Source organism: Streptomyces agglomeratus (genome assembly GCF_001746415.1).
GTDB lineage: Bacteria > Actinomycetota > Actinomycetes > Streptomycetales > Streptomycetaceae > Streptomyces > Streptomyces agglomeratus.
In genome coordinates, this window is sequence record NZ_MEHJ01000001.1 from 1015061 (window position 1) to 1030913 (window position 15853).

10 protein-coding genes are annotated in these 15853 nt (G+C 70.1%); 8 read left to right on the plus strand and 2 right to left on the minus strand.

The window, feature by feature from the left end; all coding sequences use genetic code 11:
- Nucleotides 1-230 precede the first annotated feature (230 nt).
- The 6 genes from AS594_RS04220 (at nt 231) to AS594_RS04245 (ending at nt 8812) form a co-directional block, all read left to right on the plus strand.
- The gene (locus AS594_RS04220) at nt 231-1895 is read left to right on the plus strand and encodes an extracellular solute-binding protein (RefSeq protein ID WP_069925724.1); all 1665 of its coding nucleotides are present in this window, start codon (nt 231-233) and stop codon (nt 1893-1895) included.
- Nucleotides 1892-2830, plus strand: a complete 939-nt coding sequence (locus AS594_RS04225; protein ID WP_240508931.1) for an ABC transporter permease — start codon at nt 1892-1894, stop codon at nt 2828-2830. The genes AS594_RS04220 and AS594_RS04225 overlap by 4 nt, the downstream gene beginning before the upstream one ends.
- Nucleotides 2827-3780, plus strand: coding sequence for a carbohydrate ABC transporter permease (locus AS594_RS04230; RefSeq protein WP_069925725.1), 954 nt, complete (start codon nt 2827-2829; stop codon nt 3778-3780). The genes AS594_RS04225 and AS594_RS04230 overlap by 4 nt, the downstream gene beginning before the upstream one ends.
- A gap of 87 nt (nt 3781-3867) precedes the next feature.
- Complete coding sequence (locus AS594_RS04235; protein ID WP_420877766.1) at nt 3868-6015, plus strand: beta propeller repeat protein; 2148 nt, start codon at nt 3868-3870, stop codon at nt 6013-6015.
- A complete protein-coding gene (locus AS594_RS04240; RefSeq protein ID WP_069925726.1) occupies nt 6015-7988 on the plus strand; it encodes a beta-galactosidase in 1974 nt (657 codons plus the stop codon). The genes AS594_RS04235 and AS594_RS04240 overlap by 1 nt, the downstream gene beginning before the upstream one ends.
- 116 nt (nt 7989-8104) lie before the next feature.
- Entirely contained in the window at nt 8105-8812 is a 708-nt protein-coding gene (locus tag AS594_RS04245) for a GH12 family glycosyl hydrolase domain-containing protein (RefSeq protein ID WP_069925727.1), read from the plus strand.
- Nucleotides 8813-8838: 26 nt separating this feature from the next.
- On the opposite strand, the gene AS594_RS04250 is transcribed toward AS594_RS04245, so the two are convergent.
- Nucleotides 8839-9843, minus strand: a complete 1005-nt coding sequence (locus tag AS594_RS04250; protein WP_069925728.1) for a LacI family DNA-binding transcriptional regulator — start codon at nt 9841-9843, stop codon at nt 8839-8841.
- 430 nt (nt 9844-10273) lie between these two features.
- On the opposite strand from AS594_RS04250, the gene AS594_RS04255 reads away from it, so the two are divergent.
- Nucleotides 10274-12166, plus strand: coding sequence for a rhamnogalacturonan lyase (locus AS594_RS04255; protein ID WP_069925729.1), 1893 nt, complete (start codon nt 10274-10276; stop codon nt 12164-12166).
- Between the two features lie 39 nt (nt 12167-12205).
- Entirely contained in the window at nt 12206-13012 is an 807-nt protein-coding gene (locus tag AS594_RS04260; protein WP_069925730.1) for a pectate lyase, read from the plus strand.
- Nucleotides 13013-13071: 59 nt separating this feature from the next.
- Here AS594_RS04260 and AS594_RS04265 read toward each other — a convergent pair whose 3' ends face one another.
- Complete coding sequence (locus AS594_RS04265) at nt 13072-15825, minus strand: exo-rhamnogalacturonan lyase family protein (RefSeq protein WP_069925731.1); 2754 nt, start codon at nt 15823-15825, stop codon at nt 13072-13074.
- Nucleotides 15826-15853: the final 28 nt, after the last annotated feature.

Below are 15853 nucleotides of genomic sequence, written 5' to 3' on the forward strand. Positions count from 1 at the left end.
GTGTCAAGACGCGCCACCACAACGGCCAATGTTGGCTTCGACCCTTGTGTGCTCCGAACCGTTCACTTAACCTCGCAGCAACATCGAAGCGCTTCGACAAGCGCCGCGCGATGACCAAGCCGGAGGACCGGTTCCGTCTCCTCGGCGCCCGCTTCTGTCGTGAGCCGATTACCGCAGCCGACCGGCGGCCCTCCGCCGGGTGTCCTGGCGCGCCATGAAGGGTTGACGCAATGACGCCGAACTCCCCCTCCGCCCCGAGCCGGAGAAGCTTCCTCGCCTCCACGGCGGTCGCCGCGGCAGCGGTGGCCGGCGGGATGCCGCTGCTCGCCGCCTGCGGCGGCCCGGCTCAGAGCGGCAGGGAAGGCGCGACCGGGGGCAAGGCGCTCAAAGCCATCCTCCCGAAGTACCTCCCCACCCACCTCGTGGAACCGGACATCCCGAGCGTCAACGGCTCCAGCGCCGGTTACACCGAGCTGCCCGACCCACTGGCGACCTCGGTCAAGGGGACGCCGGGCAGGGGCGGCACGTTCAGGGCCATGACCCCCATCTGGGGAACCGTGCCGAAGAAGGACAACGCCTACTACACCGCCGTCAACAAGGCTCTCGGCGCCACGGTCCGGTTCGACCCGCAGGACGGCAACACGTACCAGGAGAAGATCGGCGCCGTACTCGCCGGATCGGACATCGCGGACATCGTCACCATCCCCGGCTGGAACATGCAGGGCCAGATACGCAACGCCATCGTCAGCAAGTTCGCCGACCTGGGCCCGTACCTCTCCGGCGACAAGGCCGAGAAGTACCCGAACCTCGCCAACATCCCCACCGGGGCATGGCAGATGTCGGTCTTCGGCGGCAAGCTGCGCGGACTGCCGATGCCCGCGCCGGTCATCGGCAACGCGATCTTCTACCGGAAGGACCTTCTCGACGGGCTCGGTGCGAAGCTGCCGGCGAACGCCGCGGAACTGCTTGCGTTCGGCAAGGAGTACACCGACGCCAGGAAGAAGGTCTGGGCCTTCGACGACCTGTGGACCTGCGTCCAGAAGATCTACGGCGTCCTCCCCGACGCCCCGCACTACTGGCGGCTCGACGGCGGCAGACTCGTGCACAAGATCGAGACCGCCGAGTACCGGGAAGCGCTCGCCTTCGCCCGCAAGCTCCACGACGCGGGCGTGGTCCATCCCGACGCCGAGGCCAACAAGGACGCCGACGCCAAGATCCGCTTCACCGGTGGCCGGACGCTGATGTACAACGACGGCACCGGCGCCTGGCAGGGCATGGTCTCGGAACAGTCCAAGGCCAACCCGGAATTCGACATGCGGGCGCTCGACCTCTTCGGCTCCGACGGCGGCAAGCCGGTCCTCTACCAGGACCCGCCGGCCGGGATCTTCTCCTTCATCAACAAGAACCTGCCCAAGGAGAGGATCGAGGAGCTGCTCGCCCTGGTCGACTACACCGCCGCCCCGTACGGGACCAAGGAGTTCCAGCTCATCAACTTCGGTGTCGAGGGCACCCACTACAAGAAGAAGGACGGCGTCCCGGTCCGCACCGACCAGGGTGTCCAGGAGGCCCAGCCCTCCACGTACCTCTTCTTCGCCTCCCCGCCGAGCGTCATCGCCTTCCCCGACTTCCCCGAGCTCGTCAAGGAGTACGCCGGCTGGATGGCCCGCCAGGCGCCGCATATCAGGAAGCCGCTGTTCTTCGGCATGCAGATCGTCGAGCCGCAGCGCTACGCCTCCCTCTACACGCCCTTCGACGACCTCCAGAAGGACATCCGGCGCGGCCGCAAGAAGGTCAGCGACGTGGAGGAGGCCGTGAACACCTGGAAGAAGAGCGGCGGCGAGGAACTGCGCAAGTGGTACGCCGACATCCTCGAGAAGCAGGGCTCCGGCCAGTGAGAGCCCCGCGGCCCGCCGGTGGCATCACCCGCCGCCAGAGATTCCTGCGGGACCGGACGCTGCTGCTGATGACCCTGCCGGCCGTCGTGCTGCTGCTGGTCTTCAGTTACGTTCCGCTGCTCGGCAACGTCGTCGCGTTCCAGGAGTACGACCCGTACGGCGCGGGGGTCACCGGCAGCCCGTTCGTGGGGACGTACAACTTCGAGCGGCTCTTCCTCGACAACCGGTTCTGGGAAGTCCTGGTGAACACCCTGGTGATCTTCTTCACCCAGCTGGTGCTCTTCTTCCCGATCCCCGTCGCGCTCGCCCTGCTGCTCAACAGCGTTCTCAACGACCGCGTCCGGGCCTGGGTGCAGGGCATCATCTACCTCCCGCACTTCTTCTCCTGGGTCCTGGTCGTCACCGTCTTCCAGCAGATGCTGGGCGGCGCCGGACTGATCGCGCAGCAGTTGCGCGAGCGCGGCTTCGGCGGTTTCGACCTGATGACCGACCCGGGGTTCTTCAAGTTCCTGCTGACCGCCCAGTCGGTGTGGAAGGACGCCGGGTGGGGAGTGATCGTCTTCCTGGCCGCGCTCGCAGCCGTCAACAGCGAGCTGTACGAAGCGGCGGCCGTCGACGGCGCCGGGCGCTGGCGGCGCATGTGGCACGTAACGCTGCCCGCCCTGCGGCCGGTGATCGCCCTGCTGCTGGTGCTGCGCGTCGGCAGCGCCCTCAACCTCGACTTCGAGCAGATCCTGCTCCAGCGCGACCAGGTCGGGGCCGGCGCGGCGGAGGTGCTGGACACGTACATCTGGTGGACGGGTGTCAGGACCGGTGACTTCGGCTACGCGACCGCCGCCGGGATCTTCAAGGGTGTCTTCAGCGTGCTCATGGTGCTGCTGGCCAACAAGGTGGCTCATCTGCTGGGTGAGCAGGGGGTGTACGCGAAACAATGACCGCCGTACTCGTGGATCCGCAGGGCGTGCGGGAGACCCCGCTCCAGAGAATCGACCGTACCGGCCGCCGCCCGGTGTGGGAGGAGGAGCCGACCAGGATCGGGCAGGGGCTCAAGGGTCTGTCGCTCGTCGCCATCTGCCTGCTGGTGCTCGGACCGCTGTGGGTGGTCCTGGTGACCAGCCTCTCGGACAAGAAGACCATCACGGAGGCCGGCGGCCTGGTCGTGTGGCCCGGGACGATCACCTTCGAGGCGTACGAGGCGCTGCTGAGCGGTGGCGCGGTGACCCGCGCGGCGCTCGTCAGCGTCGGGATCACCGTGGTCGGCACCCTCTTCAGCATGGCCGTGTCCGTACTGTGCGCCTATGGTCTGTCCAGGCCGGGATCATTCGCCCACCGGCCCCTGCTGATGCTGCTGATGGTCACCATGTTCTTCGGCGCGGGGCTGATCCCGACGTATCTCCTGGTCACCGGGATCGGACTCCAGGACAGCTACTGGTCGATGATCCTGCCGAGCGCGCTCAGCGTCTTCAACATCCTGGTGCTGCGCGCCTTCTTCACGGGCACCGCTCCGGAGCTGATCGAGAGTGCCCGCATCGACGGCGCCGGGGAGTGGCGCATCCTGTTCACGATCGTGATGCCGCTGTCCCGCGCGGTCGTCGCGGTGATCTCGCTCTTCTACGCCGTCGGTTACTGGAGCCAGTGGTTCAACGCCATGCTCTACATCCAGGACAGCGACAAGTACCCGTTGCAGATGATCCTTCGTCAGCTGGTGCTCCAGCACCAGGTGCCGCCGGGCGCCATGGGCCAGGCGGTCAGCAGCGGCGCGCTCAGCAGCCTCTCCGTCCAGATGGCCGTGATGATCCTGGCGCTGGTCCCTGTCGCCGTGATGTCGCCGTTCGTCCAGAAGCACTTCCAAAAGGGCATGCTGATCGGCGCCGTCAAGGGCTGATCTCCTCTGCCCCGCCCCTCCCCCACCAGGAAGCGATGACTGTCATGGACATGCTTAATCGCGGTTCCGCCCCCCGGCAGACGAGCCGTGCTCGCCGGAGCCGCCGGGGCCGCCGCCCTCACCGCACTGCCGGCCCTGACCGCTCCGGCGCACGCGGCGGGCGGCGCCGGCGCCGTGGCGGCCCGGGCATACCGCTGGCGCAACGCCGTCATCGGCGGCACCGGCTTCATCACCGGAGTGCTGTTCCACCCCGCCGTGCGCGGGCTGGCGTACGCCAGGACCGACATCGGCGGCGCCTACCGCTGGGACGACAGGACCGCCTCGTGGACCCCGCTCACCGACCATCTCGGCTGGGACGACTGGAACCTGCTCGGGGTCGAGGCCATGGCCGTCGACCCCGCCCGGCCCGAGCGGCTGTATCTCGCCCTCGGTACGTACGCCCAGCCCTGGGCCGGCAACGGCGCCGTACTGCGCTCCACCGACCGGGGCGCCACCTGGCGCCGTAGCGACCTGACCGTCAAGCTCGGCGCCAACGAGGACGGCCGGGGCACCGGCGAGCGGCTCCTGGTCGACCCGCGCGACAGCGCCACTCTGTGGCTCGGCACCCGCCACGACGGCCTGCTGAAGTCCGCCGACGCCGGGATCACGTGGGCGCCCGCCCCCTTCCCCGCGCAGCCCTCGGCCACCGGCCAGGGCATCACCTTCCTCGCCGCCGCCGGGCGCGTCGTGTACGCGGGCTGGGGCGACGGCGGCGCCGCCCTGCTGCGCACCACGGCCACGGGCTGGGAGGCCGTACCCGGCCAGCCGGCGGGCGAAGCGGCCAGGGTGCCCGTCCACGCCGCGTACGACGCCCGCACCCGCGCGCTGTACGTCAGCTACGCCGACGCCCCCGGCCCCAACAACCAGAGCGCGGGCTCCGTCCACCGCCTGGACACCGTGACCGGCGTCTGGACCGACGTGACCCCGGAGAGGGGCGCGTTCGGATACGGCGGCCTCTCGGTCGATGCCTCGCGCGGCGGCACGGTGGTCGTCTCCACCAACAACCGCTGGTCGGCCGTCGACACACTGTTCCGCTCCACGGACGGCGGACGCGGCTGGGTCTCGCTCAAGGACACCGCCGTACTCGACGTCACCGAGACGCCGTACCTCAAGTGGGGCGGGCCGAGCCCCAAGTTCGGCTGGTGGATCCAGGCCCTCGCCATCGATCCGTACGACTCGAAGCACATCGTGTACGGCACGGGCGCCACCCTCTACGGCACCCGCGACCTGGTCCGCTGGGCGCCGCAGATCCGGGGCCTGGAGGAATCGGCCGTCCGTCAGCTGATCTCCCCGCCGTCCGGCGCCGCCCATCTCATCAGCGGGCTCGGTGACATCGGCGTGATGTACCACGAGCAGCTGACGGCCTCCCCGCCGTCGGGCATGGCCGCCAACCCGGTCATGGGATCGTCCACCGGACTCGCCCAGGCCGCGCTCGCACCGTCGTACGTCGTACGGGCGGGCTGGGGCGACCACGGCAATGGCGCGTACTCGAACGACGGCGGCCGGACCTGGGCGCCGTTCGCCGCCCAGCCGTCCGTCGCGAGCAGCGCGCCGGGGCCCCTCGCGACCAGTGCGAACGGCCGGACGCTGCTGTGGTCGTTCGTCCACTGGGACGGCACCGGGCACCCGGCCCACCGCTCCACGGACAACGGCGCCACCTGGGCCGAGGTGCCCTCCTTCCCCAGGGGCGCCACCCCCGTGGCCGACCCCGTCGATCCGGCGCGCTTCTACGCGTACGACACGGCCACCGGCACCCTGTACGCCAGCACGGACAGCGGCGCCTCCTTCACCGCCCGGGCCGCCGGGCTGCCCTCCGGAGACCCGCAGTTCAAGATCGCCGCGGCCCCCGGGCGCACCGGTGACCTGTGGCTCTCGGCCAAAGACCAGGGTCTGCACCGCTCCACCGACGGCGGCGCGCACTTCGGCCGGGTCGCCGGCTGCCGCGCCTCGCACGCCCTCGGGTTCGGCAGGGCGGCGACGGCCGGCGGCTACCCGGCGCTCTTCCAGACCGGGGCCACCGACGGCCCCGTCTGCGTACTGCGCTCCGACGACGAGGCCCGCACCTGGATGCGGATCAACGACGACAGCCACCAGTGGGGCTGGACCGGCGAAGTCATCACGGGCGATCCCCGCATCCACGGCCGCGTCTACCTCGGCACCAACGGCCGCGGCATCCAGTACGGAGACCCGGCCTGATGCCCTCCCTCGACGACTCCACCCGAGGCCGGATCCTCTTCGGCGGCGACTACAACCCCGAGCAGTGGCCGGAGGAGACCTGGCAGGAGGACGTACGGCTGATGAAGCGGGCCGGCGTCAACTCCGTCACCCTTGGCGTCTTCTCCTGGTCGAAGATCGAACCACGCCCCGGGGCACGGGAGTTCGGCTGGCTCGACCGGCTCATGGACCTCACGCACGCCAACGGCATCGGTGTCGTACTGGCCACCCCGACCGCGTCACCGCCGCCCTGGATGGGCGCCCGCCACCCCGAGACGCTGCCGCGCGACGAGCAGGGACGAACCGTCTGGTGGGGTTCGCGCCAGCAGTTCTGTGCCAGCTCGCCGACGTACCGCGCCTACGCGGCAGCCATCACCGAGGACCTGGCCGCGCGGTACGCCGGTCATCCGGCCCTCACCATGTGGCACATCAACAACGAGTACTGCACCCACTGCTGGTGCGACGAGACCGCGCGCCACTTCCGCCGGTGGCTGGGGACCAGGCACGGCACGCTCGACGCCCTCAACGAGGCGTGGGGTACGGCCTTCTGGAGCCAGCGCTACGACGACTGGGAGGAGATCATCCCGCCGCGCCACGCCCAGTACCTGCACAATCCGGCGCAGCTGCTGGACTTCAAGCGCTTCACCTCCGACGCGCTGATGGAGTGCTGCACCGCCGAACGCGACATCGTGGCGCGCCACACCCCGCACATCCCCGTCACCACCAACTTCATGCCGCTGTGGAGCGGGCAGGACGCCTGGCGGTGGGCCGAGCGGGAGGACGTCGTCTCCGTCGACATCTACCCGGACCCGAAGGACCCGCTCGGCGGGCAGTACAACGCGATGCTCGGGGACATGACCCGCTCCCAGGCGCGTGGTCCCTGGATGCTGATGGAGCAGTCGGCGGGCGCGGTCAACTGGCGCGGTGTCAACCACCCGAAGCCGCGCGGGCTCAACCGCCTGTGGTCGCTCCAGTCGGTCGCCCGTGGCGCGGACGCCGTCTGCTACTTCCAGTGGCGGCAGTCCCGGCAGGGCGCCGAGAAGTTCCACTCGGGGATGCTCGGCCACGCGGGTGAGGAGGGACGTACCTTCCGGGAGACCTGTCGCATCGGCTCCGAACTGGGCGCACTCGGCGCACATGTGGCGGGCAGCCGGATCGAGGCGGACATCGCCGTACTCCACGACTGGAACTCCTGGTGGGCCGACCAGCAGGACGGCCGCCCGTCCGTGCGTCTGGAGTACACCGACGTCGTCCGGGCCTGGCACCGGGCCCTGTGGGAGTCGGGCCGTACGACGGACTTCGCCCACCCCGAACACGACCTGACCGGCTACCGCCTGGTCGTCGTCCCGCACCTCTACCTGCTCACCGACACGGCGATCGGCAATCTCCTCCGTTACGTACGGGGCGGGGGCACCCTCGTCAGCGGCTTCCTGACGGGGGTGGCCGACGGGGACGACCGGGTGCGACCGGGCGGCATGGACGCCCGGCTGCGCGCGCTGTTCGGCATCGGCACCCTGCACGAGTGGTGGCCGCTGGACGCGGGTGAGCGCGTCGCGTGCGAGGGCTTCCTCGGCACGCTGTGGTCGGAGGAGTTCGAGGTGGCGGGCGGAGAGGTCGTCGCGGCGTACAGGGGCGGTGAACTCGACGGGATGCCGGCCGTCGTCCGCAACGGCCGCGCCTGGTACGTGTCGACGCTCCCCGAGCCGGACGCGCTGCGCGCCCTGCTCGGCCGGATCGCGGACGGCGCCGGCGCCGAGCCCGTACTCGCCGGGCTGCCCGCCGGGGTCGAGGCCGTGCGCCGCGGTGAGCTGCTCTTCCTGCTCAACCACAACCGTGAACCCGTCACGGTCCCCCTGCCCGGCGTTCACCGGGAACTGCTGACCGGCACGCGCGTCAGCGGCGGTCTCACCCTGGAACGTCACGGCGTCGCCGTCCTCGGCGAAACCTCGCCCTGACCCACGGACTCCCCGTCGGCGCCGCATCCCCGGTCCTCGCGGACAGCGACGCCGGACGGCGGGCCGCGTTCCCGCTCCGGGAACGCGGCGATCCCCCCACCCATGGAAGGGACACCATGGCACGACGCACTCTGCGCACCTGGCTGATCGCCCCGACAGCCGCGTTCGCCACCCTGATCGGATACGCCGCCGCCCCCGCGCACGCGGCGGTCTGGTCCTCCTCGGAGCGCTGGGGTACGTACACGACCTCGAACGGCTACACGCTCTACAACAACATCTGGGGTTCGGGCGCCGGCTCCCAGACCATCTGGGCCAACTCCTCCTCCAACTGGGGCGTGTGGGCCGCCCACCCCGACACGGGCGGCATCAAGTCGTACCCGAACGCCAAGAAGGTGGTGAACAAGCCACTCTCCGCCCTCACCTCGCTCACGAGCAGCTACAACGTCACGGTGCCGTCGTCCGGCGACTACAACACCTCGTACGACATCTGGGACTCCGACTACGACTACGAGGTCATGCTCTGGATGAACTTCAACGGCGACGTGGGTGCGCTCGGCTCGTCCCAGGGCACCGTCACGCTCGGGGGCCACACCTGGACGGTCTACAAGGGCGACAACGGGGCCAATGAGGTCTTCTCGTTCCTGCGTACCTCGGACTCGTCGGCGGGGACGGTGAACATCCTGCCGGTGCTGCGCTGGATCAAGGACACGAAGGGCTGGTGGGGCAACGAGACCATCGGCGACGTGCAGTTCGGATACGAGATCACGTCGTCACCGGGCGGTCTCGACTTCCGCACGAACGCGTTCTCGGTCTCCAGCAGTTGATCCCAGTGCTCTCGTCGGGTCCCCGGTCACGGCCGGGGGCCCGTACTCTCGCGCACCGTCAGCTCGGGCGCGAGCAGGACGACCTCGTCGGAGCCACGCCCCTCGATCTTGGCGACCACCTGTTCGACGGCGTACCGCCCCATCTCCTGGGCCGGTACGGCGACCGCGGTGAGCGGCACCGAGGCGTGCGCGGCCACCTGGTCCGGGCAGATGGCCATGACGGACACGTCCTCCGGGACGGCCAGGCGCTGCTGGCGCAGCAGCGCGAGCAGGGGATCGGTGGCAGCCTCGTTCTGTACGACGAAGGCCGTGGTGCCGGGGCGTTCCTCCTGGATGCGCGCGAGGGTCGCGGCGACAGCGGCGTAACTGCCCTCGCAGGGACGGTGGAGCAGCCGCACGCCCAGTTCACGCCCGCGCTCGCGCAGTCCGGCGACCGTGCGTTCGGCGAAGCCGGTGTGCCGTTCGTAGACCGCCGGCGCCTCGCCGATGACGGCGATCTCGCGGTGGCCGAGCCCGGCCAGATGCTCTACACACAGGGCGCCGGCCGCCGCGAAGTCGAGGTCCACGCAGCTGACCCCGGCGGGGTCGGCCGGCAGTCCGATGAGCACGGCCGGACGGCCGGTCTCGCGCAGCAGCGGCAGCCGGTCGTCGTGGAGTTCGACGTCCATCAGGATCATCGCGTCGGCCAGTGCGCTGCCCTCGATCCTGCGCACGGTCGCCGGGCCCTCCTCGCCGGTGAGCAGGAGTACGTCGTAGCCGTGGGCGCGGGCTGTGGTGGCGACCGAGATGGCGATTTCCATCAGCACGGGCACGTACATGTCGGTGCGCAGCGGCACCATCAGGGCGATGATGTTGGACTTGCTGCTGGCGAGCGCGCGGGCACCCGCGTTGGGGTGGTAGCCGAGCTGGTCGATACTGCGCTCGACCCGCTCCCGGGTCGAGGTGGAGATGGACCGCTTGCCGCTGAGGACGTAGCTCACCGTGCTGGCGGAGACTCCGGCATGCTGAGCGACATCGGCAAGGGTGACCATTCGGCTCTCCAAGGCTGACCAGGTGAAGCGCTTCGACAGTACGGCCTCACAAGCTTAACGCGGAGCCTGTCGCCTGTCTATGAGGCTGTCGAAGCGCTTCGACAGCTCGACAGAGTCCGATTGGCCGAATGTGATCGGTGCAGGGCGTTGACGCGCAAGCGCTTCGATCCTACGTTCCGTTCAGTGATGTGACCGTGATCCATTCACTCGCACAAAGGCTGCTCTGTGGCGGCTATTTGTCCGTAGTACGGAACAGCAGTCAGCGCGATGAACTCCGTTCAGTGTGTACCGCCTTCCCCCCACCCCGAGGCCCCTCGACCGGCTCCAGTGACGGTGCTCCCGCCGGACCGCACGCCGGCGGCAACCTTCACGTGACCCGGCGGCAACTGGAGGGTGGCCTCCGCCACCTCACCCCCCCCAGGAGGAGCCAGTGACACCCCCCGCAACTCACCGGCACAGACCCACCGCCCTCGTCCTCGGCGCCCTCGTCGCCCTCGGTACGCTCGCGGCGGCGACGCCCACCCCGGCCGGACCGGTCGCACTCTCCCCGGTGGCCGGCGCCGCCGCGACCGCCCGCCAGGCCGAGGCGCTCGACCGCGGCGTCGTCAGCGTCCACAACGGCAGCGGCAACCTGGTCGGCTGGCGCTGGCTGGGCACCGACCCCGGCGACGTCTCCTTCAACGTCTACCGCGCCGGTACGAAGGTGAACTCCGCGCCGGTCACCGGCTCGACGAACTACTTCCACGCCGGGGCTCCGAACTCGGCGGACTACACCGTTCGCGCCGTCGTCAACGGCGTGGAGCAGGGTGACTCCCCGCACGCGGTGCAGTTCCGCGCGGGCTACAAGGACGTGCCGATCTCCGCCCCGCCGGGCGGCCGGACACCCGACGGGGTGGCGTACACCTACGAGGCCAACGACGCGAGCGTCGGCGACCTCGACGGGGACGGCGCCCTCGACTTCGTACTGAAGTGGCAGCCGACCAACGCCAAGGACAACTCGCAGTCCGGCTACACCGGCAACACGGTCGTCGACGGCATCAAGCTGGACGGCACCCGGCTGTGGCGTATCGACCTCGGCCGCAACATCCGCTCGGGCGCGCACTACACGCAGTTCCAGGTGTACGACTACGACGGTGACGGCCAGGCCGAAGTGGCCATGAAGACGGCCGACGGCACCGTCGACGGGCGCGGCGCGGCGATCGGCGCCGCGAGCGCCGACCACCGCAACAGCGGCGGCTACATCCTCTCCGGGCCCGAGTACCTGACCATGTTCAACGGGCGGACCGGCGCGGCCATGGGAACCGTCGACTACGTCCCGGCCCGCGGGACGGTCTCCGCCTGGGGCGACTCCTACGGAAACCGGGTGGACCGCTTCCTCGCGGGGACGGCGTATCTCGACGGTTCCCGGCCGTCGCTGATCATGGCGCGCGGGTACTACACCCGGTCGGTGATCGCGGCGTGGGACTGGCGCGGCGGAAAGTTCACGCGGCGCTGGACGTTCGACAGCAGTTCGTCGACCAACGCCGGCAAGGGGTTCGACGGCCAGGGCAACCACAGCCTGTCCGTAGCGGACGTGGACGCCGACGGCCGGGACGAGATCGTGTACGGAGCGATGACCGTCGACGACAACGGCAACGGCCTGTGGACGACGAGACTCGGCCATGGCGACGCGGGCCATGTCGGCGACCTGAACCCGTCCCGCGCGGGGCTGGAGTACTTCAAGGTCTCCGAGGACAGCTCCAAGCCCGGCTCCTGGATAGCCGACGCCCGCACGGGCCAGATCCTGTGGCAGACCGCCGCCGGCGGCGACAACGGCCGGGGCGTCTCGGCCGATGTCCACGCGGGCTCGCCCGGCGCCGAGTCCTGGTCCGCGTCCGACACCGCACTCCGCTCGGCGACCGGCGCGACGCTCGGCCGCGAACCGGGCAGCGTCAACTTCGTCAGCTGGTGGGACGGGGACCTCACGCGTGAACTTCTGGACGGCACCAGGATCGACAAGTACGGCACCGGCGGCGAGACCCGGCTGCTGACCGGGGCGTCGGTGGCGTCCAACAACGGCACCAAGGCCACCCCGGCCCTGTCCGGCGACATCCTCGGCGACTGGCGCGAGGAAGTGGTGTGGCGTACGTCGGACAACACCGCGCTGCGCGTCTACTCCACCCCGCACGAGACCGGCACACGGATCACCACGCTGCTCCACGACCCGATGTACCGCACCGGGCTCGCCTGGCAGAACACCGCCTACAACCAGCCCCCGCACACCAGTTTCTTCATCGGCGGCGGCATGCCCACCGCCCCCCGCCCGTCCGTCTACACCCCCTGACCTCTGCCCCACTGTGTCCACCGAGAGGAATCACCACTCATGGCTCACGCGCACACGAACAAGAAGTCACGCAGGCGCACCCTGGCGGGAGGCGCGTCCGCTCTCGCGCTGACGGCCGGCTTCCTGGGCTTCAGCTCCCTCGCCCCCACCGCCTCCGCCGCGACCTGGCCGACGCCGACCGGCAGCCAGGCGGTGCCGGCGACCATCCCCGTCTCCGGCGTGAAGGACGGCGGCTACAAGAAGTACTACGGATCGGGCGAACTGGCCGGGGACGGCCAGGAAGAGGGCCAGGACCCGATCTTCGAGCTCGCCGACGGCGCGACCCTGAAGAACGTCATCATCGGCGCCCCCGGCGCGGACGGCATCCACTGCAAGGGCAGCTGCACGTTGCAGAACGTGTGGTGGGAGGACGTCGGCGAGGACGCCGCCACCTTCAAGGGCGGGAACTCGGCCGTCTACACGGTGTACGGCGGCGGCGCGAAGAAGGCCGCGGACAAGGTCTTCCAGCACAACGGCGGTGGCAAGCTGGTCGTTTCGAAGTTCGCGGTCCAGGACTTCAAGACGCTCTACCGCTCCTGCGGCAACTGCTCGTCCCAGTACAAGCGCACCTCGATCTTCGACAGCGTCGAGGTGACGTATCCGGGTTCGCGGCTCGTCGGCATCAACACCAACTACGGTGACACCGCTGCGCTGCGCAACATCACGATCGTCGGCGACGCCGGCAGGAAGATCGTGCCGTGCCAGAAGTACATCGGGAACAACACGGGAGCCGAGCCGAAGACGAACGGTTCGGGCCCGGACGGCACCCACTGCAACTACACGGCCTCGGACATCGTCTACAGGTGACCGACACCGCCTGACGCGGCGGCGGAACCGGCGGCGGCCGGTTCCGCCGCCGCACGCCGTCACGGCATGCGGTCCCCGATCAGCGCCAGGTTCTCGATGGCGGCGAGACCGTACAGGGCGGTGTCGTTCGTGTACACCCAGTCCGCCTCACTGCCGGGTACGAGCGTGACCGGTCCGCCCACCTTCTCCGTCCGCCACGGCGACGACTCCTTGTAGCCGTCGCTGTTGTAGAACTTCTCCCACGCCCGCCTGGCCAGCTTCGCGTCACCCGTCTGGACGGCCGCGTACGCGTCGAGGCGCGAGTGCCCCTGGAAGAGGATCAGCGAACCGAAGTGGGTGCCGTAGCGGGCGGCCTGTTCGGCCTTGGTGGCGTTGAAGTAGCGGCAGTAGTCCAGATACGCGTCCCGGAACTCCGGCATGTCGATGAGATCGATCAGCTCGGCGCACAGTTCGTTGAGGCCGAAGACCGCCGACAGGTGCGACACGCCGACCTTGGCCTCCTTCGCGACGGCGAACCGGCCGGTGTCGAGGTCGTACAGGCCGCTGCCCTGGACGAAGCCGTTGGGCTGGGCGGCGATCGTCTCCATGGTGGACAGCACCCGCGCCTTGGCCTTGGCGGCCTTGGGCCCGCCGCGCTCCCACTCGGTCAGCCAGGCCGAGACCAGTCCGCTCCAGTCGGTGCCGAAGCCGATGGACAGGGCGTGCCGGTCCGGCGTGTACGGCTCGGTGCGGATCTTGCGGATGGGGTCGAGGGCGAGGAAGGTCTCGTCGGAGTCGACGTTGGCGTGCATGAGGTCGCCGGTGCGTTCGTCGGCGGTGAGGAAGTAGTAGAAGCGCCGGTAGGTGGTGTTGGCGATGCGCTGCTGCTTGGCGCTGTCGGCGTAGTGCTGGATGCCGTGCCGCGTTCCGAGGCCGGCCCACGTACCGAGGTGGTAGACGTCGACCTCGCCGGTGTGGCGGGTCATGGCCTCGGCGAAGCGGAAGATGTCGGCGCGGCCCGAGCGCAGGTAGGCGTGCCAGAGCCAGAGGTCGGGCGACAGCTCCGAGTTGTCCCAGGCGTATCCGCCGACGTCGTAGCGCCACTGGTGGCGGGCCGGGTCGTAGGAGTGCATGACGTCGCCGTAGTCCCAGAATCCGTACCAGCGCCGCATCTCCACCTGGTCCTTGTAATAGGTGAGGAGGAAGTCCAGATGGTCCTCGATCCTCGCCTTGGCGGGCACGGACCGGTCGGGCTCGGAGAAGAGGCCGCCGAAGACCTTCGCCTTGACGAGCTGCCTGGGCGGGGCGGCGAGCTGGGGCGGGGTGCGGACGGCCGTCACCTCGCGCGCCAGCGTTTCGGCGTCGGGGGTGGACGCGTGCGCCCAGAAGAGGAGTTCGCTGGTACGGGCGATTCCGTACGGGGTGCCGAAGCCCGGCTCGTAGTCCTCGTAGGTGATGTTGAGACCTTCGAGCTGTTCGGCGTACGTGTCCTGGCCCAGGCCGTCGTGGTAGAAGCGCAGGTCCATGGGCGGAGCCTCGGGTGACCAGAGCCAGAGCGTGACCTCGGCCTCGTCGGTGTGCGCGGACCGGATGTCGAGCCCGGCGGGGTGCTTCTCCCAGAAGTCGCGCAGCCCGAAGGAGAGTCCGCCGCTCGCACCGCCGACGTAACCGAAGCCGGAAGCCCGGCGTCCGCCGCCGGCCGGGATCCAGCCGTGACCCCGTTTTGTGCGCTTGCGCAGGGTGAAGCCGTCGGCGGAGAGCTGGCTGAGGGTGTAGTCGCCCCAGGCCGGGACGAGGTGCAGCCGGCTGGTGACGCGCTGGTCCCAGGTGGCCGGGTCGGGCAGCTTCCGGCCCTCGAACTGCGCCGCCTGGACGGCGGCTCCGGGGTCGCGGCGCAGGCCCGTGACGCCCTTCACGGCTTCGCGCAGCAGGCCGGTGCCGTCACCGCCGATGCGGATGTGCCGGTCGTACGTCTCGTCGCGCATCGGCACCGTGAAGCGGACGCCGAGACCGCGGATGAAGTCGCCGCTCGCCTTGCCGGGCTCCTGGGTGCCGTCGTACGTGATCGTGTGGACCATCCGGAACGACTCGGCGCCCGCGTAGAAGTAGAGCCGGACGGAGAACGGCAGCCAGCCGCGGTTGCCACGGCGGTGCTTGCCGTCGACGCGGACCACGGCGCGGACCGGACCGTCCTGCTCCACCTCAGTTTCCGCGATCGCGCTCTCGAAGCGTTCGTACGTCGCGCTGCCCTGGTCGCCGTCCTCGATCTCGCCCTGGCGCAGGAGGACGAGACGGCCGTTCTTGGCGATCTCGGTGCTTCCCCGGGTGACGGACTTGACGAGCGAGGAGCCGGACGTGCCGATCCGGGCGGTGATGACACCCGTCGAGATCTCGACGGCGCCGCCCCGGTGGGCGACGGTGACCTCGCGGGCGGGCGCGGCCGGGGTCCCGGCGCCGAGGGTGAAGGCGGCGGCCGTGGCCTCCGGGCCGACGGCGTGCGCGGTCCACTTCAGCGAGCCGTCGGGCCAGTGGGCGAGCGGCCAGGACTGGACGGGGACGGCCCTGCCGTCGGCGGTGGTCAGGGCGAAGGTCTGGTCCGGGGCGTACGCGCCCTTCGGCCAGGGGACGCCGAGCGTGGACCCGGGCGCGGCTCCCAGCCCCGCTTCCTCCTCCAGCCACTTCAGGGTCACGGGGTCCGCGTCCGCGCCGGTGGCGGTCTCGGTCCCCGACGCGGCGGCATGGGCGTTGGTGGCGCCGAGCGCCCAGCTGAACTGGGCGGCGGCGCCGGCCGCCGCTGCCGCCCTGAGCAGGGATCTGCGGGGGATCGGAGACATGGCTGTGCCCTTCGGTAGGGAGGATGTG